Annotated in this window: 16 protein-coding genes, 1 tRNA gene and 1 pseudogene; 9 read left to right on the top strand and 9 right to left on the bottom strand. The window is 63.9% G+C overall.

From position 1 onward, the window contains the following. Positions 1-157: 157 nt before the first annotated feature. Together carB and greA are read left to right on the top strand one after the other, a co-directional pair. Positions 158-3,472, top strand: a complete 3,315-nt coding sequence (gene carB / locus DXH78_RS08690; RefSeq protein ID WP_115516655.1) for a carbamoyl-phosphate synthase large subunit — start codon at positions 158-160, stop codon at positions 3,470-3,472. A gap of 244 nt (positions 3,473-3,716) precedes the next feature. Beyond that, a complete protein-coding gene (greA, locus tag DXH78_RS08685; RefSeq protein WP_115516654.1) occupies positions 3,717-4,190 on the top strand; it encodes a transcription elongation factor GreA in 474 nt (157 codons plus the stop codon). An 89-nt stretch (positions 4,191-4,279) separates the two neighbouring features. Here greA and DXH78_RS08680 read toward each other — a convergent pair whose 3' ends face one another. Genes DXH78_RS08680 through DXH78_RS08670 form a run of 3 tightly spaced genes read right to left on the bottom strand, consistent with a single transcriptional unit; the run spans position 4,280 to position 6,980 of the window. After that, positions 4,280-5,248 (bottom strand): Bug family tripartite tricarboxylate transporter substrate binding protein, encoded by a 969-nt coding sequence (locus DXH78_RS08680; protein WP_115516653.1) that lies wholly within the window; start codon positions 5,246-5,248, stop codon positions 4,280-4,282. A gap of 41 nt (positions 5,249-5,289) precedes the next feature. Then, positions 5,290-5,616, bottom strand: coding sequence for an AtuA-related protein (locus tag DXH78_RS08675; RefSeq protein WP_115516652.1), 327 nt, complete (start codon positions 5,614-5,616; stop codon positions 5,290-5,292). Beyond that, positions 5,616-6,980: an acyclic terpene utilization AtuA family protein gene (locus DXH78_RS08670; RefSeq protein WP_115516651.1), complete on the bottom strand. Its 1,365-nt coding sequence runs from the start codon at positions 6,978-6,980 to the stop codon at positions 5,616-5,618. The genes DXH78_RS08675 and DXH78_RS08670 overlap by 1 nt, the downstream gene beginning before the upstream one ends. 86 nt (positions 6,981-7,066) lie before the next feature. On the opposite strand from DXH78_RS08670, the gene DXH78_RS08665 reads away from it, so the two are divergent. Then, a complete protein-coding gene (locus tag DXH78_RS08665) occupies positions 7,067-7,963 on the top strand; it encodes a LysR family transcriptional regulator (protein ID WP_115516650.1) in 897 nt (298 codons plus the stop codon). 57 nt (positions 7,964-8,020) lie between these two features. Here the strand turns inward: DXH78_RS08665 and DXH78_RS20365 are convergent. Both DXH78_RS20365 and DXH78_RS08650 read right to left on the bottom strand, forming a co-directional pair. Next, positions 8,021-9,641: pseudogene (locus DXH78_RS20365) on the bottom strand (methyl-accepting chemotaxis protein). 373 nt (positions 9,642-10,014) lie between these two features. Continuing rightward, complete coding sequence (locus DXH78_RS08650) at positions 10,015-10,521, bottom strand: Lrp/AsnC family transcriptional regulator (protein ID WP_430727476.1); 507 nt, start codon at positions 10,519-10,521, stop codon at positions 10,015-10,017. Between the two features lie 197 nt (positions 10,522-10,718). Here DXH78_RS08650 and trxB point away from each other — a divergent pair, with 197 nt between their 5' ends. The 3 genes from trxB (at position 10,719) to DXH78_RS08635 (ending at position 15,218) form a co-directional block, all read left to right on the top strand. Then, complete coding sequence (gene trxB / locus DXH78_RS08645; RefSeq protein WP_115516649.1) at positions 10,719-11,684, top strand: thioredoxin-disulfide reductase; 966 nt, start codon at positions 10,719-10,721, stop codon at positions 11,682-11,684. A 23-nt stretch (positions 11,685-11,707) separates the two neighbouring features. After that, the gene (locus tag DXH78_RS08640; protein ID WP_115516648.1) at positions 11,708-12,598 is read left to right on the top strand and encodes a LysR family transcriptional regulator; all 891 of its coding nucleotides are present in this window, start codon (positions 11,708-11,710) and stop codon (positions 12,596-12,598) included. A gap of 649 nt (positions 12,599-13,247) precedes the next feature. Next, positions 13,248-15,218: a L,D-transpeptidase family protein gene (locus tag DXH78_RS08635; RefSeq protein WP_488225869.1), complete on the top strand. Its 1,971-nt coding sequence runs from the start codon at positions 13,248-13,250 to the stop codon at positions 15,216-15,218. A 53-nt stretch (positions 15,219-15,271) separates the two neighbouring features. On the opposite strand, the gene DXH78_RS08630 is transcribed toward DXH78_RS08635, so the two are convergent. The 4 genes from DXH78_RS08630 to DXH78_RS08615 form a co-directional block, all read right to left on the bottom strand. Then, complete coding sequence (locus tag DXH78_RS08630; RefSeq protein ID WP_168192747.1) at positions 15,272-16,468, bottom strand: MFS transporter; 1,197 nt, start codon at positions 16,466-16,468, stop codon at positions 15,272-15,274. A 51-nt stretch (positions 16,469-16,519) separates the two neighbouring features. Then, positions 16,520-16,596 (bottom strand) — tRNA-His (locus tag DXH78_RS08625). A gap of 241 nt (positions 16,597-16,837) precedes the next feature. After that, a complete protein-coding gene (locus tag DXH78_RS08620) occupies positions 16,838-17,311 on the bottom strand; it encodes a phasin (protein ID WP_245416773.1) in 474 nt (157 codons plus the stop codon). A 300-nt stretch (positions 17,312-17,611) separates the two neighbouring features. Further along, positions 17,612-17,971, bottom strand: coding sequence for a phasin family protein (locus tag DXH78_RS08615; RefSeq protein ID WP_115516644.1), 360 nt, complete (start codon positions 17,969-17,971; stop codon positions 17,612-17,614). Positions 17,972-18,199: 228 nt separating this feature from the next. Between DXH78_RS08615 and DXH78_RS08610 the strand changes: the two genes are divergently transcribed. The 3 genes from DXH78_RS08610 (at position 18,200) to DXH78_RS08600 (ending at position 23,145) form a co-directional block, all read left to right on the top strand. Further along, positions 18,200-21,064 carry a PAS domain-containing sensor histidine kinase gene (locus DXH78_RS08610; RefSeq protein ID WP_115516643.1) on the top strand — a complete coding sequence of 955 codons (2,865 nt, stop codon included), beginning with the start codon at positions 18,200-18,202 and terminating at the stop codon, positions 21,062-21,064. 59 nt (positions 21,065-21,123) lie between these two features. Continuing rightward, positions 21,124-21,876 (top strand): DUF1194 domain-containing protein, encoded by a 753-nt coding sequence (locus tag DXH78_RS08605; protein WP_115516642.1) that lies wholly within the window; start codon positions 21,124-21,126, stop codon positions 21,874-21,876. Between the two features lie 252 nt (positions 21,877-22,128). Continuing rightward, on the top strand, positions 22,129-23,145 hold the full coding sequence (locus DXH78_RS08600) for a Fe(3+) ABC transporter substrate-binding protein (RefSeq protein ID WP_115516641.1): 1,017 nt from the start codon (positions 22,129-22,131) through the stop codon (positions 23,143-23,145). The last annotated feature ends 22 nt before the right edge of the window (positions 23,146-23,167 follow it).

Raw genomic sequence — 23,167 nt, 5'->3', positions numbered from 1 at the left:
CCACCCCGCCGATTCTGGTCTAAGCACCCCTCGCGGCTCCAAGCCGCCCTCTTCGCAGAATGGCGCTTTCCGGCCGGCTGACCGGGTTCTTTCAGCCTGAAAGCGCGCGAAAGCGCGCCCTTTTTTTGTGCCCAGTTTCGGGAGCCGATCCTTCCGTATGCCCAAACGCACCGACATCCAAACCGTGATGATCATCGGCGCCGGTCCAATCGTGATCGGCCAGGCCTGTGAGTTCGATTACTCCGGTACGCAGGCCTGCAAGGCGCTCAAGGAAGAAGGCTACCGCGTCGTCCTGGTGAACTCGAACCCGGCGACGATCATGACCGATCCCGATCTCGCCGACGCCACCTATATCGAGCCGATCACCCCCGAAATCGTCAGCAAGATCATCGAGAAGGAGCGCAACGTCCTGCCCGGCGGCTTCGCGCTGCTGCCGACCATGGGCGGCCAGACCGCGCTGAACTGCGCGCTGTCGCTCAAGAAGATGGGCACGCTCGAGAAGTTCGACGTGCAGATGATCGGCGCCACCGCCGAGGCCATCGACAAGGCCGAAGACCGCGAGCTGTTCCGCAACGCGATGACCAAGATCGGCCTGTCGACGCCACGCTCGCATCACGTCAAGACGCTCGGCGATGCGCTGAAAGCGCTGGACGATATCGGCCTGCCCGCCATCATTCGCCCGTCCTTCACCATGGGCGGCACCGGCGGCGGCATTGCCTACAACAAGCAGGAATTCATCGACATCGTCGAAGGCGGCATCGACGCCTCCCCGACCGACGAGGTGCTCATCGAAGAGTCCGTACTCGGCTGGAAAGAGTACGAGATGGAGGTGGTGCGCGACAAAAAAGACAACTGCATCATCATCTGCTCGATCGAGAACGTCGATCCGATGGGCGTGCACACCGGCGACTCCATCACCATCGCGCCGGCGCTGACGCTCACCGACAAGGAATATCAGATCATGCGCGACGCCTCGCTGGCGGTGCTGCGCGAGATCGGCGTCGAGACCGGCGGCTCGAACGTGCAATTCGCCGTCAACCCGGAAGATGGCCGGCTCATCGTCATCGAAATGAACCCGCGCGTGTCGCGCTCGTCGGCGCTGGCGTCGAAGGCCACCGGCTTTCCGATCGCCAAGGTCGCGGCCAAGCTCGCGGTCGGCTACACGCTGGACGAAATCTCCAACGACATTACCGGCGGCGCGACGCCGGCCTCGTTCGAGCCCACCATCGATTACGTCGTCACCAAGATCCCGCGCTTCGCCTTCGAGAAATTCCCCGGCGCTTCGAACGTGCTGACCACCTCGATGAAGTCGGTCGGCGAAGCCATGGCCATTGGCCGCACGTTCCAGGAGAGTTTGCAGAAGGCGCTGCGCTCGCTGGAGACCGGCCTCACCGGCCTCGATGAAATCTGGATCGACGGCTACGACAAGGAAAAGGGCCTCGACGACGCCGACAACAAGGCGGCCATCCGCGCCGCCCTCGGTACGCCGACGCCGGACCGCCTGCTGAAGGTGGCGCAAGCGATGCGCCTCGGCGCTTCCGACGATCTCATCTACACCGCCTGCCGCATCGACCCGTGGTTCCTGCGCGAGCTGCGTGGTATCGTCGAAGCCGAAGAAGAAGTCGCGGCCAAGGGCCTGCCGCCGACCGCCGGCGCGTTCCGCCGCCTCAAGGCAATGGGCTTCTCCGACAAGCGGCTCGGCAAGCTGACCGGCAAGACCGACGACGATGTCAGCGCGGCGCGCCGCCAACTCGGCGTGCGACCGGTCTACAAGCGCATCGACACCTGCGCCGCCGAATTCGCCTCGCCCACCGCCTATATGTATTCGAGCTACGAGACCGCCTTCGCCGGCGCCATGGCCAATGAAGCGCGGCCGTCGGACCGGAAGAAAGTCGTCATTCTCGGCGGCGGCCCGAACCGTATCGGCCAGGGCATCGAGTTCGATTATTGCTGCTGCCATGCCTGCTTCGCCCTCCGCGATGCCGGCTACGAGACCATCATGGTCAACTGCAATCCGGAGACGGTGTCGACCGACTACGACACCTCGGACCGGCTGTATTTCGAGCCGCTGACGCCGGAAGACGTCATCGAGATCATCGACATCGAGCGCTCGAAGGGGACTTTGCACGGCGTGATCGTGCAGTTCGGCGGCCAGACGCCGCTCAAGCTCGCCGCCGCGCTGGAGGCGGCCAATGTGCCGATCCTCGGCACTTCGCCGGACGCCATCGACCTCGCGGAAGACCGCGACCGCTTCAAGAAGCTGATCGACAAGCTCAAGATCCGCCAGCCGGCCAACGGCATTGCCACCTCACCGGCGCAAGTGCGCGAGATCGCCGACAAGATCGGCTATCCGGTCGTCATCCGCCCGTCCAACGTGCTCGGCGGCCGCGGCATGGAGATCGTGCGCGACGGCGCACATGCCGATCGCTACGTCCAGCGCCTTGCTGCGACGCTCGACAAGCCATCCGAGCTGATCGTGTCGGCCAAGAGCCCGCTGCTGATCGACAGCTACCTGACCGATGCCACCGAAGTGGACGTGGACTGCATCGCCGACGGCAAGGACACGTTCATCGCCGGCATCATGGAACACATCGAGGAAGCCGGCATTCACTCGGGCGACAGCGCCTGCGCACTGCCGCCGCACTCGCTATCGAAGGACATCATCGCCGAACTCGAACGGCAGACGCGCGAACTGGCGCTGGCGCTGAATGTCGGCGGCCTGATGAACGTGCAATACGCCATCAAGGACGGCGACATCTATGTGCTGGAAGTGAACCCGCGCGCCTCGCGCACCGTGCCCTTCGTCGCCAAGGTGATCGGCCTGCCGGTTGCCAAGATCGCCTCGCGCATCATGGCCGGCGAGAGCCTGGCGAGCTTCAAGCTGAAGCAGCCGGTCTACCGGCACAAGGCGGTGAAGGAATCGGTGTTTCCGTTCGCGCGCTTCCCCGGCGTCGATACGGTGCTCGGCCCGGAAATGAAATCGACCGGCGAAGTGATGGGCCTCGACATGACGTTCGAGACCGCCTTCGCCAAGAGCCAGATCGGCGGCGGTACCAACCTGCCGCGCTCAGGGACGGTCTTCGTCTCGGTCCGCGACAACGACAAGGCGCGCATCCTGCCGTCGATAAAACTTCTGATGTCGCTCGGCTTCAAATGCATCGCCACCTCGGGAACCCAGCGCTATCTGGCCGAGCACGGCGTCGAGGCCGCCAAGATCAACAAGGTGCTGGAAGGCCGGCCCCATATCGTCGATGCGATCAAGAATGGCGGCGTTCAGCTCGTTTTCAATACCACCGAGGGCACCGCGGCGCTGGCGGACAGCCGGTCCCTGCGCCATGCCGCCCTCTTGCATAAAGTGCCGTACTACACCACTCTTTCAGGAGCCGTCGCGGCGGCGCAAGGCATAAAAGCCTATCTCGGGGGCGACCTCGAGGTCCGCGCGCTGCAGAGCTATTTCACCGGGAAGGCCTGACGGCCACCCGGCGGACGGCGAGTGAGGCCGGGCAGAACGAAGAGCGGTCGCGGGCGATAAAACTCGCCGCGGCTGGGCAAGGTTTTGACCGGTTTTGAAATTTCGCAGGGCTCCGGAACGGATTACCGTGACCGGAGTCCAATCATGACTGGCCTGCCCCTCCCCGGGGCGGCCTCACGGATGGAAAGGCTTGGCGCGCGCGTCAGTCCAATGACGCAGGCAGCCGCCAGGAGGAGAAGACACGATGGAAAAGATTCCGATGACCGCCGCGGGCTACTCCGTGCTGGAGCAGGAACTCAAGCACCGCCAGTCCGTCGAACGGCCGCGCATCATTCAGCAGATCACCGAGGCGCGCTCGCATGGCGACCTGTCGGAGAATGCCGAATATCATGCCGCCAAGGAGCAGCAATCGCTCAATGAAGGCGCCATCGACGAACTTCAGGACAAGCTGGCGCGCGCCGACGTGATCGACGTGTCGAAGCTGTCGGGCGACACCATCACGTTCGGCGCGACGGTGACGCTGATCGACGAGGACACCGAGGAAAAGAAGGTGTGGCAGATCGTCGGCGAGCCGGAAGCCAACGCCAAGGCAGGCAAGATTTCCGTCACCTCGCCGCTCGCCAAGGCGCTGATCGGCAAGTCCAAGGGTGCGACCATCGAGGTCAACGCGCCCGGTGGCGCCAAGGGCTATGAGATCAAGAAGGTGGAGTGGAAGTAAGCCTTCCCGCTCCGCACTCAGACCTTACCGTACATATGACAATGCGCGGGCTCTCACCCGCGCATTGTTCTTTTTAAGATGCCGCGCCCTCATTCCGGCTCGATCTTGGCGTCCGATGCGATCTTGACCCATTTCCTGGTTTCGACGGCCTGGAACGCAGCGAGTTCGGCGGGCGAACTGGCCTCCAGCTCGATCCCGGCCTTGAGCAGGCGTTCGGCGACTTCCTTGTCGGCAATCGCCTCGCGGAAGGCCGCATTCAGCTTGTCGATGATCGGCTTCGGGGTGTTGGCCGGCGCATAGGCGCCGAACCAGGCCGTCAATTCATATCCCTTCAGTCCGGATTCATCGATGGTCGGCAGGTCGGCCGCCAGCGGCGAACGTTTCAGCGCCGACACCGCAAAGCCCTTCAACTGGCCGACACGCACCGGCGGCAGCGATGTCGAGATATCGCCGAAGAACAGCGAGATCTGACCGCCGAGCAGATCGATAACGACCTGCGGGTTGCTCTTGTAAGGCACGTGCAACATGTCGATGCCGGCCATCGTCTTGAGCAGCTCGCCGGCAATACGCGACGACGTCGACCCGCTGCCGAAGGTGAGCTTGCTCGGATTGGCCTTGGCGTAGGCAATGAGTTCGGACACGTTATTGGCCGGCACCGACGGATGCCCGACCAGCGCCAGCGTGATGGTGCCGAGCTTGGTGATCGGCTCGAAGTCCTTCACCGCGTCATACGGCACCTTCTTGAGCAGCGCCTGGTTCGACGCGTGCGTCGTATTGGACGTGACCATGACGGTGTAACCGTTCGGCTCAGCCCTCACGACGTTCTGCGACGCCGGGATGCCGTTGCCGCCGGCAATGTTCTCCACCGTGATGGTACGGCCCAGCGTCGTCGACATCTTGTTGGCCAGGACGCGCGCCAAAGTATCGGTGGCGCTGCCGGCGGTGAACGGCACGACAAAACGAATGTTCTGCGAGGGGTAACTGTCCTGGGCCAGCGACGGCCCAGCGACAAGCGTGGCGAGCAATGCGAGCACGCCCGTTGTTGTCTTCATCCTCATGTGTCTCCTCCTTGTTATTGATCGTTGACCTTCAGCGACGCTTAATCCGTCTCGATGTCGACCGGCAGATCGAGCAGCAGGAACGACAGCGACTTGCCATGGCCATCGAGGCCGATGCTGTCGTTGACGCCGCCCTCGAGCACGGCGTCGAGTACGAAATTGAAAGCGGCGAGCTTCGGCAGGTCGTAACGCACGACCCGCGATGGCCGGCGATGCGCAAAGACGTCGGCGACGCGCTCCGCCGTTACCTGTGCGGCGACGGCGGCGAAATGCGCCTGGTCGTGGCAGACCAGCGCGATGTTGAGCCGATCGCCTTTGTCGCCGGAGCGGGCATTGGCGATGTCGCGCAGGAGAACGTGCCGCCGCATCAGGCGTTCTCCATCATCGTGACGCGCGGCACAGCATGGATACGTTCGATCAAGCACGACGCGCTGGCCAGCCGCGGTGTCAGCCGGCGCCGCACGCCGGCACCGCCGGCGGGACCGGCGCAATAAAGGGCCTCGACTTCATCGAGCAGCAACTCAAGCGTCGCGGCATCGTCGGACTGGGCGGCAAAGCGTAACCGGACATCACGCGTATCGGCATTGCCGAACGACGGCACCACGCCGCTCGCACCGAGAATGCTGACAGACCCGATCGCATCGACGCGAACGGCAAGGCCCGGGGCCCGCTCGCGCAGGCGGGTCAGCACGACATCGGCGGCGAGCCGTGCGCGTGCGGCGGCGCCCGCACCGGCATAAGAGATTTCGGCTTCGCCGAGATAGCCGCTGTCGATGCAAACGGTCGCCTTGAGCGTTGGCGGCGCGGGATGGCCGCGCGCGCCGCTCACGCGCACACGATCGGGGCCGATCTGCTCGACCTCGACCTCGCCGAGATCGAGCACGACATCGGGAGCGAGATAGGCGCACGGATCGTGAATCTCGTACAGCGTCTGTTCGATGACCGTGAGGCGATCGATCCGGCCGCCCGTGCCCGGCGGCTTGCCGATGATCATGTCGCCGCTCGCCGCGATCTCCGCGATCGGATAGCCGACATGGGCGAGATCCGGCACGTCCTTCACGCCCGGATCGGCAAAGTAGCCGCCGGTGATCTGAGCACCGCATTCGAGCAGATGACCGGCCAGCGTGCCGGCGGCCAGACGATCCCAATCGTCGGCGGCCCAGCGATAGACATGCAGCAGCGGCCCCAAGGCGAGCGCGGAATCCGCCACACGGCCGGTCACGACAATATCGGCGCCGCGATCGAGGGCTTCCGCGATGGGCTGCGCACCGAGGTAAAGATTGGCCGACAGAACGGGCCGCCCGCGCGACAGCATCGCGCCGCCGGTCTCCCGCGCCGCGAGTTCGGCATCGCTGAGACGGCCCGTGAGATCGTCGCCTTCGACGATCGCGATGCGCGGCGGAGCAATGCCGAGCTCGCGGGCGATGACGGCAATGTGCCGCGCCGCCGCCGCGGGATTGGCGGCGCCGAAATTGCCAACGATCCGAATGCCGTTTTCAACGCAGCGCGCCAGCACCGGACGCAGCAGACGATCCAGCGCCGGGCTAAAGCCGCGCTGCGGATTTTGCCGGCGCTCAAGCTGCGCCAGCGCCAAAGTCCGCTCGGCCAGGGTTTCGTACATGAGAAAACGCGGACCGCGACGCGCGGCAAGCGCGGCCACCACCGGCCCGGCGGCATCGCTGCGATCCCCGGCGAAGCCGGCACCCGACCCGATCAGAACGGGGTCTGTCATTGTTGTCGTTTCCTCCACCGGGGAGGTTAGCGGCGGCAATTTATCGTGTAAAATAATGCAGTCTGATGATTTCATAGGACCGCACGATGAATACCCTGCGACAGTTTCAAATCGTGGCGGCGGCCGCCGAGGCGGCCACGTTCAGCGCGGCCGCCGCCAAGCTCGGCATCACGCAGCCGGCGCTGTCCGAAGCGATCCGGCGGCTCGAGCGCGAGCTCGGTGTGACCTTGTTCGAGCGCACCACACGCTCCCTGCGCATCACCGACGAGGGACGCCGCATCGCCGGAATCGCGCGCGACGTGATGCAGGACGTTGAACGCGCGATGCAACGCATCGCGGAAAATGCCCTCAAGGGACGTGTCGCCATTGCGGCGCTCCCATCGATCGCCTGCAGTGCGCTGCCCGCGGCCCTCGCGGAATTCAGCCGCACCTATCCCGACGTCGTCGTTTCACTGCATGACGTGCAGCACGAACGCGCCATGACCATGTTGCAGGATGGTGAAGTGGACATCGCGGTGACGCTCAAGCCAGCACCATCGAGCGATCTCAGCTTCGAAGGCGTCACCTTCGACACGGCCCATCTCGTATGCCGCCGCGACCATCCGCTGGCGCGCCGGCGCAAGGTCGGCTGGCGCGATCTCGCCGGACACGCCTTCATCGGCCTGACGCGAATTTCGTCGGTGCGGCGGCTGACCGACGCGGCGTTCATGCACGACGACATTGTGTTGACGCCGCGTTACGACGTGGAGCAGGTGCCATCGGCGGTCGCGCTGGTCGAAGCCGGGCTCGGCGTCACCGCGCTGCCCTCACTGACCTTCGCGATGTTCAAGGGGCGTTCGCTCGTCGTTCGGCCTCTCGGCGATCCGGTGATGCGGCGCCACGTCGGCTTCGTCACCCGGACGAGCCGCACCTTGCCACCCTTTGCGTCAGCGCTGAAGCAGACGATACAGGTACATCTGAAGAAAGCTGTTCGTGAAGCCTGACGAGACCGGGAAGGTGGAATGGAAGCAATCGGCTCTCGCGCCTGCTTCGGCCAGATTCTAGAACTCTTCCTCGCGCTTGAAGGCGACGGCGAGATTGCCTTGCATCTGCCGGACCGGGCCACCGCGGAATTTGGACGCTGCGGGCTTTTTCGCCGGCGCGGGCTCTGACTTCATGGCTACATCGCTGGCGCGGTCTGATACAGCATCCGCCGCGGCGTGCGTGGCCGAGCGCGGCCGGAAGTAAGCGATGCGCTCGTCGGCCGCGATTGCCTTCGCCTGATGCTCGAGGGTCTTGGCCGTTGCCGCATTTTCCTCCACCAGCGCCGAGTTCTGCTGGGTGACCTCGTCCATCTGCGTCAACGCCTTGTTGATTTCCTCGATGCCGATCGCCTGCTCGTTGCTGGCATTGGCAATCTCGGAGACGATGACGGCAACACTCTTGATCGAGGTCAGAATTTCGGTGAGCGATCCACCCGCGAGCTTGACCAGTTCGACACCGTCCTTGACCTGATCGCTTGAACTGTTGATGAGTTCCTTGATGTCCTTGGCGGCCTGCGACGAGCGCTGGGCCAGACTGCGCACTTCGGTCGCCACCACGGCAAAGCCCCGACCGGCCTCGCCAGCGCGCGGCTTCCACCGCGGCGTTGAGCGCAAGCAGATTGGTCTGCCGCGCGATCTCGTCGATGACGCCAATGATGTCGGCGATCTTACGCGAGGAATCCTCGATCTTGGCCATGGCCGCGACCGTTCTGGCGGCGACCTCGCCGCCGCGATCGGCGACGCCACAGGCCGTGGCGGCAAGATCACTGGCCTGTTTGGCATTCTCGGCGTTCTTCCGCACCGTGGCGGTCATTTCTTCCATCGACGCCGAAGTTTCTTCCAGGCTGGCGGCCTGCTCTTCGGTGCGCTGCGACAGATCGGTGGTGCTGGTGGATATCTCGGCCGAGGCGTTGCTGATCTCGCTCGTCGCCGCCTTGATGGTGTTGATGGTTTCGCCGAAGCGATCGACGATCAAGTTAGCGGCTTCAGAGATCTGTCCGAGCTCGTCGGCGCGCCTGACATCCGGCAACACCACGTCGAAATTACCGTTTGACATCTCACGCATCGCTTCGCGCAGTTGCGCCGTCCGCCTGACGATATCGCGGATGAAATAGGTCGATATGCCAACCACGATCAGCAGAATGACAAGTCCGGCAATGCCGCCGACCATCAGGGCGCGATTGCGCTCGGCCCTCAGATCGTCGTTATAGACGCCGGTACCGACGATCCAACCCCACGGCTCGAACAGCGCGACGTAGGAGATCTTTTCGATCGGCTGCGTGTGGCCCGGCTTCGGCCACATATATTCGACGAAGCCGGCCCCGTTTGCCTTGGCGACCTTGACGAACTCGACGAAGAGAGCCAGCCCATTCGGGTCCTTGTTATTGGTGAGATCCTTGCCGTTGAGATCCTTCGCGATCGGATGCATCAGCATCTTCGGCTGCAGATCGTTGATCCAGAAATAGTTGTTGCCGTCGTAGCGTATCCTCGAGACCAGTTCGAGCGCGCGCTGCCTGGCATCGGCGTCGCTGATCTTGCCCGCCTTGGCGAGCGCATGCTCGCCGGCCACCACGGACATCACCGAATCGGTCAGACCCTTGAGCTCCTGCTGCCGCCGTGTCCGGGTGCTGTCGGTCATCATGTTGATCAGGACGGCAACGATGACGACCAGGCCGACGGCGGAAAGGCCAACCAAGCTGTAGAGCCGTGCGCGAATGTCAAATCTGGGCATGACTTTATCCTGAAGAAATAAGAGTGAACTGACGGCGCAGTTACACCCGCGCGCTTTGAGCGCCCGGACACCTCCGCGTTTATTCCAAAAAGAGCACCGGCCCGAACTCGGCCGTCGTGCGACTGGTAAAAGGCTACAGGCGCTTATTGAATAAATTGTCTATTTACGCTGGATGCCAAAACGGCAAAGCAAATTGCAATACTCAGCAATGCTCTGCGACAAGCCGTCATTACAACGCACGGCAGCACCATCACGATGTTTAATATTCCGCGAAGCCGGATTACATCGGCACCATCGCGGCGTCCTTGGACTGCCGCAGCGTCAGCGAGGTCTTGACGTTGCGCACGTTCGGACCGGCGGTGAGTTTCTCGACAAAAGCCTGAAAGGTCTTGAGGTCGGGCGCGACGCATTTAAGGACGAAGTCGATCTCGCCCGACAGCATCCAGCACTCGCGCACCAATGGCTGCGCCCGCACAAAAGCCTCGAACGCATTGAGATCGCTTTCGGCTTGGCTCGACAGGTGAACGAAGGCGAACACCACCACCTCGTAGCCGAGCATCTTTTCGTCGAGCAGCGCGCGGTAGCCCTTGATATAGCCGGCCTCCTCGAGCGCTCGGACGCGGCGGAGGCACGGCGGTGCCGAGATACCGACGCGGCGCGCCAGTTCGACGTTCGTCATGCGGCCGTCGTCCTGCAATTCTTTCAGGATTTTGCGGTCGATGGCATCGAGGGTGGCTGGCACGGGCTTCTCCTGGCAGTCTCCGGCGCGATCCGGCGGAATATCCATATAGTGAAATAATCTTTCGCGAAAGATTGTTGCGCCATCTATTCACGCGTTACGCAAGCCTGTGCACCGTCCGGGTTGCGTATCTTGCATAGCTCCTAGAAAGCCATAGATTGAGCCGGGCCAGGAAGCGGTTCCCCTATGGGTCAGCACCAACGCCGGGGCCCCCACTCCTCGACCGCTTTCAGGGGGCGAATAAGATGTCCAAGACGATTCATTCCAAAGTCGTGATCATCGGCTCGGGACCGGCCGGCTATACCGCCGCGATCTATGCCTCGCGCGCGATGCTGAAGCCGACCCTGATCCAGGGTATCCAACCCGGTGGGCAGCTCACCATCACGACCGATGTTGAGAACTATCCGGGCTTTGCCGACGTCATCCAGGGCCCCTGGCTCATGGAGCAGATGCAGGCCCAGGCCCAGCATGTCGGCACCAACATCGTGTACGACCACGTCAACAAGGTCGAACTCGGCGCGCGGCCGTTCCGGCTGACCTGCGATTCGGGCGACGTCTACATCGCCGACGCCCTGATCGTCGCCACCGGCGCCCAGGCGCGCTGGCTCGATCTGCCCTCGGAGCAGAAGTTCAAGGGTTACGGCGTCTCAGCCTGCGCCACCTGCGACGGCTTCTTCTACAAGAACAAGGAAGTGTTCGTCATTGGCGGCGGCAATACCGCGGTCGAGGAAGCACTCTTCCTCACCAATTTCGCCTCGAAGGTGACGGTCGTTCATCGGCGTGACCATTTCCGCGCCGAGCGCATCCTGCAGGATCGCCTGTTCAAGCATCCCAAAATCGAGGTGGTGTGGGACACGGTGCTGCATGACGTCATGGGCGACGAAAATCCGCTCAAGGTGCGCCGCATCGCGCTGAAGAATCTCAAGACCGGCGTCGTTTCCGAGCACGCCGCCGATGGCGTGTTCATCGCGATCGGCCACCAGCCGGCGTCCGAGCTGTTCATCGGCCAGCTCGAGATGAAGCCTTCGAACTACATCGTCACCGCGGCGCATTCGACCGCGACTTCGGTGCCGGGCGTTTTTGCCGCCGGCGACGTCACTGACGACATCTATCGGCAGGCCGTAACCGCGGCGGGCCAGGGCTGCATGGCCGCGCTCGAAACCGAGCGCTTCCTTGCGGCGCGTGAAAACCAACAGGCGGCGGCGGAATGACGATGCCTCACCCAAACAACTCGATGGACTGGGACAAGCTGAAGGTCTTTCACGCCGCAGCGGAAGCCGGATCGTTCACCCACGCCGGCGAACGTCTCGGCCTGTCGCAATCGGCGGTGTCGCGTCAGGTCTCGGCGTTGGAAACCGATCTCAACGTTTCGCTGTTTCACCGCCATGCCCGCGGTCTGATCCTGACCGAACAAGGCGACATGCTGTATCGCACGGCGCATGAAGTGTTCATGAAGCTGGAAGCGGCGCGCACCAAACTCACCGATAGCCGCGAGCGGCCGAACGGCGAACTCAAGGTCGCAACTTCGGCCGGCATCGGAATCCATTGGCTGACGCCACGCCTCGGCGAATTCCTCGATCTTTATCCCGATATCCAGATCACGCTGATCACGACCGATGAAGAGCTCGATCTGGCCATGCGCGAAGCAGACGTCGCCATTCGCATGCGCCAGCCGACGCAGCCGGACCTCATTCAGCGCAAGCTATTCTCGGTGCATTTCCACGCCTATGCGTCGCCGGATTACATCAAGCGTTTCGGCACGCCGCGCACCCACGACGACCTCGATCATCACCGCGTGCTGTTGCTTGGCGGCAGCGTGCCGGCGCATTTCGCCAATCGCCGCTGGCTCGTCGAAGTCGGCCGCGAAGCGAAGAATCCGCGCGTGCCGCATCTTTCCATCAACAACGTGCTCGGTCTGCTGCGCGCCTGCCAGCGCGGCCTCGGCGTGGCCATGCTGCCGGACTATCTCGTCGAAGAGAACGGCGGGCTGGTGCAGCTGTTCGGCGAGCAGGACACGCTCGCGCTCGACGCATTCTTCGTTTACCCCGAAGAACTCAAGTCGGTCGCGCGCATTCAGGTGTTCCGCGACTTCCTCGTCGCCAACGCGCAGCGCTGGAATTTCTGATCGTATCGCGATCCGAAACGAAACGCGCACCTGCGCTGTTTTCGCGCAGCCTTCGCGTGCATGGCTGACATTCGCCCGATGGCATTGCTGGCAACGAGCGGGCCGACCATAGTCGCGGTCGTTGCGGGACGGACGAATATCCTCCCAGAGTCGCCGATACCGCAACAAGTTCCCCTCTGAGATTTGCCGGACCCCACGCCGGCATTCTCCAACCGGGCCCCGTTTACGGGGCCCGGTTTTTTTTGCCTGAACACCCTGCGACAAACGCGGCCTGCGACCATTCGCGCGCGGCGAGTCGCACCCGCTTTTCTCAGTCTCATCCTTGTGACCGGCATCACAGCCGCGCGGCGTTACGACCGGTTAAGTACCCTCGAAGGCGCGGCACGCTGATGGGGGAACCCCCATCCGGCCGTGCCGTTGTGGTTGCAGGCCAACCGTCCGTCCGGAGCCACAAATACAGCGGTGTAAAATAGTCACAGTCACAGTCCGAATGCCGGGGCAGCGTTTGAAAAGCCGTAACTGTGAGCGATCTATCATTTATTATGAAGCGGCCTTAGAAGGGCGCTTCCTGACAGCCTTTGGGAGATTAGCGGTGAAGATCGTTGCAATTGACCGTCTGTTGGCGTCGTCCGCCCTCGGGCTGGTGCTGATGCTGGCCACGCAGCCGGGCCATGCCCAATCGCTGGAAGAGCAACTCAATACCGCCGCGCCGCTGGCGGCGCCGATCGCGCCGCCTTCCCTGAAGGATCTGGCGCCGCAAGCCGCCGAAACGCCGACTCAGGCCGCTTCGACCCCCACCCCGGTTGCAACGCCGGCCCCGGCAGCGCCCGAAGCCGCCAAGGCCGATACCGCGAAAGCGGCTCCGGCCGTCGCCAACCCGACCGCCAACGCCGCCGTCACCGACAAACTGCGCGAGATGGTGACCGGCAAGGCGCTCGACCGCATCGTTTCCCGCAAGGCCGAGCATCTTGGCGTCGAGGCTTTCTACAAGGCCCGCGACTACGCCCCGCTCTGGGTCAATGATGGCGCCGTTACCGACCGCGCCAAGGCCGCGATGTCAACGTTGAACAAGGCCGATGAAGTTGGCCTCGATGCCGCCGACTATCCGACGCCGGACTTCGCCGCGGCCAAAACCGCCGACGAACTGGCCGACGCCGAACTCAAACTGACCTCGGCCGTTCTGACCTATGCCCGTCAGGCGCAGGTCGGCCGCATTCACTTCTCCCGCGTCGCCGCGGATATCGAATTCAGCCAGACGGCGCCCGATCCGGCGTCGGTTCTCGACAATCTGGCGAAGGCGAGCAACGCCGCCGCCGCGCTCGAGGACTACAACCCGCCGCATCCGCAGTTCAAGGCGCTGCGCGCCAAGCTCGCCGACCTGCGCGCCGGCAAACCCGTTGTCGATACCAAGACGGAAGACGCCAAGCCCGCGCCGGCGGTCCAGATCGCCTCGGGCCCGATCCTGCGTCCGGGCATGAAGGACAAGCGCGTCGCCGACCTGCGCAAGCGCCTCGACGTTCCGGGCGACAAGGACAACACCCTCTATGACGCCGCCGTCCAGGAGGCCGTGAAGACCTTCCAGACCACCGCGGATCTCGACACCGACGGCAATGTCGGCCCCTCCACGCTGCGTGCGCTCAACGGCACCAAGCCGGAAACCAAATCGATCAACCGCGCCTCCAACGATCCGATCGACACCATCATTGTGAACATGGAGCGCTGGCGCTGGCTGGCGCGCGATCTCGGCAATCCGCATGTCATCGTCAACGTGCCGGACTATCGCCTGGCGCTGTGGAACAACGGCAAGGTTTACTGGAGCACCAAGATCGTTGCCGGCAAGCCGGGCAGCCACGCCACGCCGATGATCTCGGCAGAGATGAAGTTCATCACGGTCAACCCGACCTGGAACGTGCCGCCGTCGATCATCGAGAAGGAATACCTGCCGGCTCTGCAGGAAGATCCGCAAGCGCTCGACCGCATCGGCCTCAAGGTCGAGCAGGCCGCCGACGGCACCGTGCGCATCTATCAGCCGCCGGGTGCCGCCAACGCGCTCGGCCGCATCCGCTTCAACTTCCCGAACAAGTTCCTGGTCTATCAGCACGACACGCCGGACAAGAACTTGTTCAAGCACGAGAAGCGCGCCTACAGCCACGGCTGCATGCGCGTCGAAAACCCGCTGATGTATGGCGAGAAGCTGCTGTCGCTGGCGCTGCCCGACCAGAAGTACACCGCTGCGAAGCTCGAGAGCATGTTCGGCGGTTCGGAGATCAACATCAACTTCCCGAACCATCTCTGGGTTCACCTGACCTATCAGACCGCGTTCGTCGACGATGAAGGCAAGCTGCAGTTCCGCGAGGACGTGTACGGACGCGACCAGCGCATGATCGCGATCCTCAAGGGCAGCGATCGCAAGGTCGCCGATATCGCAATCGCGCGTCCGCCGAATACTTCGTCGAAGCCGGTGCGCGTGCCGGTCGGTTCATTCGGCGGTGGCAGCTACAGCAGCGGCCCCAACTTCTTCGAAGCGCTGTTCGGCGGTTTCGGCCGGCCCGAGCCGCGGCCGAGCCGCGACGTTGGCGGTCCGCGCTACGGCCGCGACGGGCGCGTCGTGGTCCGCTAACGACCGATCAAATGACGAGAATGAAAACGCCGGCGAAACATCGCCGGCGTTTTTTATTGCGCCGGTGACGCCGAGCGCTCGCGCGGCGATAACAGATAAATGCCGAGCGCGACGGCCAGCACCACACCGAATGCCGTGAACAGCCGGCCGTACAGCAAATCGGGAGCGACGGCCGCGATCTCAGCCGCTTTCACGTAACGGCCGGACAGCCATTGTCCCAGACCGGCGCCGCCGAAGAACAAGAGGTTCATCATCGTCACGCCCTGCCCCAGCACATGCGTCGGCAGAAAGGCGCGCGAATGAGCAAGCAGGATCGCGAAGCTCGCGCCGAAACCGGCTGCGACGAACAGAAGTCCGAGCGCGAGACCGTCAGATCCCGCGCCGAACTGGCCCAGCACCAGCCACGCCACCACCGTAACGGCAATGCCGGCCGCCACCGTGATCTTGGCGTCGCCCAGATAGCGATTCATCGGTGCGTAGAAAATTCCGCCGAGCGCCAACGCCAGCCCCATCGCGGTGGCGCTGAGGCCGACGGCATAGGGGCCGAAGTGGTGAACCTGGGCGAGATAGGGCGCGATCCATAGTCCGCGCACCGCGGCCACCACCGCGTAACTGACAAAGGCGAGCGGGATGATCGGCCACAACGCCCGGATGGCGAAGATCTGCCGTGTCGCCGCCAGCGCCGAAATTTTTCCGCCCGGCGCTTCAACACGCGGCGGATCGCGCAGCACGATAGCGATCAGCACCAGACTCAGGACCGTGATGCCCGCCATGCCGAGCATCGTGACGCGCCAGCCGAAGACGCCAACCGCCAGCGCCAAAGGTGCGCCGCTGACCGGGTCGCCGAGCGTGCCCAACCCGAACAGCAAGGACGACAAGGTTGCAAACCGTTCGGGCGCATAGACGCGGCCGATGACATAAAATCCGGCCATCATCACCGGCGAGAAGCCGGCGCCAAGCAGCGCCATCGCCGTCAACGCGTGCCACGGCTGGCCCGCAGCACTGAGCAGAACACTGCCGGCCACGGCCGCGCACAAGCCCAGAATCAGGATTCGGCGCGGGCCGAAGCGATCGAGCGACAGCGCGACCGGCACCTGGGTCAAGGCAAAGGCGAGCAGGAAGGTGGCCTGCAGACTGGCGAGGCCAGCGGAATCGAGGCCGAGATCGCGCGACAGGTCGCCCGCCACTACGGCCAGGAACGGCCGATAGAAATTGCCGAGGAAATAGGGAAACAGGAGCGTGAAGAACACCGGCGCAGACTTCCTCTTGGCAGTCAGATGGTCTGCATGCTCTTCGCAGGGTGGTACAGGCGGGTGGACTTGAACCACCGACCTCCGGTTCCACAGACCGGCGCTCTAACCAACTGAGCTACGCCTGCATAAGGATGACGTGACGACCGGGCAACGACCGCCCTTGGGCCTCACGGGCTGCGGGGCCGCAAAGGGCCCCGCGCGCGGCGCGAACCTAAGAGCCGCACCCGTCTTTGGCAAGCGGTTTGGCCGCCCCGGCCGGCGCCGATTTGCCGGCCGCTAGGCGCCGGCAAAGCCTGGACGCCAAAAAAAGGCCCGGGCATTCGGCCCGGGCCTCAGAACTCGATGGTGAGGTTCGCGTCAGGCCGATCAGGCGGCCTTGCTGAACTTGGCGAAGCTTTCCTTGATCGGCTCGGCGGTCTCGGTCGCGACCTTCTGAGCGTGCTCGGAGAGCTCCTTGGCCTGGGCATTGAACGCATCAAAGCGGTTTCGCATGTAGGCGGTCGAAAGCCCGACGAAATCGGAGTAGGACTTCGCGCCCATCAGTTCCGCCATCAGATCGTAGGCGGCATTGCTGTTGGCGCGGGCGGTTTCGATCAGCTTGAGGCCGTAATCGGCGCAGCCTTTCGAGGCGATCGAATAGGTCGTCTCGAGCGTTTCGGTCGCCTTCTCGGCGTTGGCCTTCATCTTGTCGTAGCCGTCTTTCGCCTGGGCAATGCCCTTCTCGGCGAATTCACGGAATGCCGGCGGCACTTCCATCGTCGGCACTTCGAATTTCGGCATCTGGAACATCGCGTCCGTGTTCATCGCGACGACTTTCGGCGTGTAGGTTTCTTCGGTCATGGTCGTCATCCTTTGGCGAGGACGTTTTTCCGGCGGCGCGGAGCAGCCGTCCCCTGGCTCGATGCGGCCCGCGCCTCTCTTCCATCCGCGCCCAAGGGCGCTGGAGGTCACTGGCCAAAAGTATAAACCATGTCGCGTGCATTGCAACAAAAATATTGCAATGCAACATAACGCCGCAAAGCGCCGTCGCGGCCAGCGTAAGCCACTGCAATCATTTCAATTTTATCGCCGGCAGCAAACCGCGTATCCGGCCAAGCGCTGGGGCTAGGCCGCGTGAGCTGCTGGCGGCGCCGGCCGATGCTACTTCGGCGTCATCTTGCCGGCGTGCTCGGATAGGGCTTTGGCCTGTTCCGACAGGGCCGCGATCTGCGCTTTGACGTAGTCGATCTGCAGCTCGGTGACTTCCTTCGGGTCCTTGGCGCGCAGCAGGCGCTGGGCGAAATCGAAGGACGCCGTGAGGTTGCGCTCGGCAAAGCCCATGGCGAGCTGGCCGGCTTCACGCACGCCACTCTGCAAGGTCTTGGCCTGGGTTTCCGCGGTGCCGACCGCATGTTTGCTGGCCGCGATGAAACTGTCGAAGGCGACCTTCGCCTGCTCGACGCTCTTTTCCGCGAATTCTCGCATCTCTGCGGGGATTTCGAATTTTGGATCCTGCGCCATAGTCAGCTCCTTCCGAAATTGCCGAACCTGAACCGGCCGGCCCTTTTATAGCCCGCTTGTGCGAGCGGATGTGTGACGGCCGCCCCCCGCTCGGCGCCGCCAAATGCAGCAATTAAGGTTACCCCTCTATGAGCGGGGGCGGTAGGGCGCGGATCGTGGACGGCGGATGGCCGCAGGCTTATTAATGCTTTGTTAGCCGTAACGGTTGCGGCTTTTCTGCGAAATGCAATGAGCGGGACGAACGACCAACACCTCTGGCTCGACGATCCTCGTCTGGCCGATTACGCGCTCGCTCCTGTGCCGGTGTGGCTGTGGCGTGAGGACGGTACTCGCGTGCTCTGGGCCAACGGGCCCGCCGCAGCGATTTTCGACGGGGCAAGTTCCTCAGCGCTCGCGCAGCGCGCCTTCGACGCCGACCATCCCGCCGCGACGCAGATCAAGCGCCTCGCCGGTACGTTGCCGGGCGGCGGCACCAAGCGCCTCGAGCGGCTGCGTGGTTTCGGCGCGCCGCTGGGCAGTGCCCTGACCTGCTTCTGCTCGCGCTTCACCCTGCCCGATCGGACCACGGCCGTCCTCGTCGTCTCGACCGAACGCGTGGCCCGCGACTTGAGCCTGCCGGAGCGCGCGCATCGCCTGATTGCCGATGTCGAGCGGCCGGCCGCGGTGTTCTCAGCCGACGGTGAACTCATCGACGCCAATATGCCGGCGCGCCAGCGCATCGCCGACAAGCGCGACATCGCGGCGCTCGGCCTCGACCGGCTGGCACGCGACGCCAGCCGCAACGGCCGCGCCGAAGGTGACTTCCCGCTCGGCTACGCCGTCATGCGCAAGCTCGGCGCCGGACAGACGATCGCGCTGCTGCTGCAATTCACCGAACCCAAGCCCGTGCTGCAGCCGCCGCCGACAAACGATGTCGTGGCGATGCCAGCCCCGGTGGCGCCGAAGCTTGTCGCCGAGACGCCACGGCCGCAGCCTTATCGCTTTGTCTGGCAGATGGATGCGGCAACGCATTTCACGCAGGGGATGGAAAACTTCGCCCGCCTGCTCGGCCCGGAAACGGCTTCTGTGCTGCTGCGCTCGTGGCCGGAAATCGCGCAGGCCTTGAACATCGACACCGATAGCCGCATCGCGCGGGCGCTGGCGGCCCGCGAGACCTGGAGCGGCATTGTCGTCGAATGGCCGATGGACGGTTCGCACGAACGTGTCGCCATCGAGATGTCCGGCCTGCCAACCTTCGACCGCGATCGTCGCTTCACCGGCTTTCGCGGCTTTGGCATCTGCCGCGCCGGCTTGCGCGACATCGACACCATTGCCGCCGTGCCCGCACCGAAGCCGGCAGAGCCACCGTCAGCTAATGTGCTCGCCTTCCGTCCGGCCGCCGAACCGCAGCCGCCCGCGCCGCCGATTGTGCCGGTCGCCGAGCCGCCAACCACCGCAGACAAGCCGGCGCTCACGGCCAGCGAGCACAGCAATTTCGAAGAACTGGCCCGCGAACTGAACGCCCGGCTCAAAGGCGGCGGCGCAAAACCTCCGCTGCCCACGGACGAAGCGCCGGATTTCGGCGAGGAGCCGCTCATCGTGCCGCAGCCGGCACCGACCGCGCCGTCGCGCGTGTCGGCAACCGACGACGGCCGCGCCATTCTCGAGCGGCTGCCGCTCGGCATTCTGGTCTATCGCCTCAACAACCTGCTCTATGCCAACCGCGCCTTCCTCGACTGGACCGGTTACGACAGCCTTGCCACACTCAATGAAGCCGGCGGCCTCGACAGCCTGTTCATCGAGCCAGCCAATGGCGACGAAAGTGGCGGTGGCCATGGCGCAAAGTCGCTCAACATCGCCACCGTCAACGGCCAGCAGAAGCCGGTGAAGGGGCGCCTGTTCAGCGTGCCGTGGGGTCAGGAGTCGGCGCTGGTGCTGATGATCCAGACCGGCGGCGGCGCGGCGGAAGCCAAACCGAACGAAGCGGCAATGCGCCGTCTCGAATCCGAAGCCAACGAACTGCGTGCCGTGCTCGATACCGCGACCGACGGCGTGCTGCTGCTCGACCGTGCCGGCCGTGTGCTCACCGCCAACCGCAGCGCGCAGGCGCTGTTCGGCTACGACGCCGCCGACTTCACCGAACTTTCCCTCGATGATCTTTTCGCGCCGGAAAGCCGCCGCGCGATGATCGACTATCTCGACCGCGTTTCAGGCGATCGTGGCGTCATGCCCGATGCAGGCCGCGAGGCAATCGGCCGCTTCAAGCGCGGCGGGCTGGTGCCGCTTTATGTCACCATGGGGCGCATCGAGGGCGGCGACAAATATTGCGCGCTGCTGCGCGACCTCACCGCCTGGAAACGTACTGAGGAAGACCTCATCAATGCGCGGCGCGAGGCCGAACGCGCGTCCACCGCAAAATCCGAATTCCTCGCCAAGATCAGCCACGAGATCCGCACGCCGCTCAGCGCCATCCTCGGCTTCTCCGAAGTGATGATGGACGAGCGTTTCGGCGCCATCGGCAACGAGCGCTACAAGGAATATCTCAAGGATATTCACGCTGCCGGCGGCCACGTCATTTCGCTGCTCAACGATCTGCTCGATCTGTCGAAGATCGAGGCGGGCAAGCTCGACCTCACTTTCGTCAGCGTCAGCCTCAACGACATCGTCCAGGAATGCGTGGCGATGCTGCAGCAGGAGGCCAACCGCCAGCGCGTCATCATCCGCACGTCGCTATCGCCGAACCTGCCGCCGATCGTGGCGGACGCGCGTTCGGTCCGCCAGATCGCGCTCAACATCCTGTCGAACTCGATCAAGTTTACCGGCGCTGGCGGCCAGGTGATCGTGTCCACGGCGGTCAACGACGACAACGAGGCAATGCTCCGCGTGCGCGACACCGGCGCCGGCATGAGCGAGCAGGAACTGCAGATGGCGCTGGAACCGTTCCGCCAGCTCGCCACAACGTCGCGGTGGGGGGCGAGCGGCACCGGACTCGGCCTGCCCATCACCAAGGCCCTGGCCGAGGCCAACCATGCCCGCTTCCGCATCACCAGCCGTCCCGAGGACGGAACCCTCGTCGAGGTCGCCTTCCCCGCGACCCGCGTGCTGGCGGAATAGAAATAGACTGATAGACTTGCCTTTCGGTCCGTCGCCCCAGACGGCGGGGAAAGGTGCTCATGAGTCGCCTGTTCCGTTGCGCGCTTCTGCTTGTTGCGGCGTTCGCAATTTCAAACCTCATTGTCCCCGCTCGCGCCGCCGAGAAAGTCGACCTGCTGCTGGTGCTGGCCTCCGACGTGTCGCGCAGCGTCACCGGCGACAAATTCAAGCTGCAACGCGACGGCTATGCGGCGGCGATCGCCAATCCGAAAGTGCTCGAGGCGATCAAGGGCGGACGCAACGGCCGCATCGCCGTCATGTTCATCGAATGGTCCGGCGCCGCCAACCAGAAGGTCGTGATCGGCTGGACCGTGATCGACGGCCCGCAGACGGCGCACGCTTTCGGCACCCGGCTGCTCGAAGAGCCGCGCGCTTTCGCCGACCGCACCTCGATCAGCGGGGGTATCGATGTCGCCATGGCCGAACTCGCCAAGGCGCCGTATTTTTCGGAGCGGCAGACCATCGACGTCTCCGGCGACGGCACCAACAATTCCGGCCGCGACGTCCGGCAGGTCCGCGACGAGGCGATCGCCAAGGGCATCGTCATCAACGGCCTCGTCATTCTCAGCGACCAGCCGATGCCGTGGAATCCCGAGCACACCCATCCGCCCGGCGGACTTGCCAAGTATTACCGCGACAACGTCACCGGCGGACCGGGCAGTTTCGTGATGGAAGCCAGAGACTTTGAGTCGTTCGGCGACGCCATTCTGAAGAAGATGATCGCCGAAATTGCCGATGCATCGCGGGAGCTTGGTGCACCGATCGCGCGCTGAGAAATCGCCGGACCTAGGGCAGATTGTCGCAACCTGAGTAGCCCTGTTTTTAATCGTTCTAACGGAAGGGGTTCCTGCTGGCCGTGCAAGTCCTTCGCATCGGCAGCAAAGCCGAAGCTACCCTATAATTGTTCTAAACTATTGTTTTATCTTAAGAACTTCTGTTGACCGCTGTCCCCTCGGACCGCCACATAGGCCCGACTGTGACCCGCCGCTCTGTTGGCGCTGCAGGGGTCCTTTGGAGGTCAATCGATGTTGAAGCCCATTCATGCCGTCTCTCTTGCCGCCGCGCTGGTCGCCGGCGCCGTATCGCCCGCGTTCGCGCAGGGCGAGGTCAATGTTTACAGCTATCGCGAAACCAAACTGATCCAGCCGCTGTTCGACGCTTTCACCAGCGACACCGGCATCAAGGTCAATGTCATCTCGGCCAGCTCCGGCCTCGAGCAGCGTATCAAGACCGAAGGCGAGAACAGCCCGGCCGACGTGCTGCTCACCGTCGATATCGGCCGTCTTGAGGAAGCGGTGAAGGCAGGCATCAGCCAGCCCATCGTCTCGCCCGCACTCGACAAGGTGGTGCCGGCGCAGTTCCGCGATCCGGAAGGCCACTGGTATGCGATCTCGATGCGCGCCCGCGTCGTCTACGCCTCGGTCGATCGCGTGAAGCAGACCGCGATCACTTACGAAGAGCTCGCCGACCCGAAGTGGAAGGGCAAGATCTGCATCCGCTCCGGCCAGCACATGTACAACAACGCGCTGATCGCGGCCTATATCGCCAAGCACGGCGAGGCCAAGGCCGAGGAATGGCTCAAGGGCCTCAAGGCCAATCTGGCGCAGAAACCGTCGGGCGGCGACCGCGAGACCGCGCGCGACGTTGCTGCCGGCAAGTGCGATCTCGGCATCGGCAACACCTACTACTGGGCGCTGATGACGCAGAACCCGCAGCAGAAGCCGTGGGCCGACGCCACCAAGGTGATCCTGCCAACCTTCGCCGGCGGCGGAACCCATGTGAACGTCTCCGGCGTCGTGCTCGCCAAGCACGCGCCGCACAAGGCGCAGGCGCTCAAGCTGATCGAATGGCTCGCCGGGGAGAAGGCGCAGCACATGTATGCCGACGTCAATTTCGAGTACCCGCTGCGCGCCGGTATCGCGGTAAACCCGATCATCGCCGGCTACGGCACGCTCAAGCCGGACGCACTGCCCTTGTCCAAGATTGCCGATCAAAAGAAGGCAGCGGCCGCATTAGTTGATAAGGTCGGCTTCGATAACTGAGTCAGTTTCGAGGCCCTCGACC

Source organism: Undibacter mobilis (assembly GCF_003367195.1).
Lineage (GTDB): Bacteria > Pseudomonadota > Alphaproteobacteria > Rhizobiales > Xanthobacteraceae > Pseudolabrys > Pseudolabrys mobilis.
The sequence above is the reverse complement of the archived record's forward strand: the minus strand, read 5'-3'. Positions and strand labels throughout refer to the sequence as shown.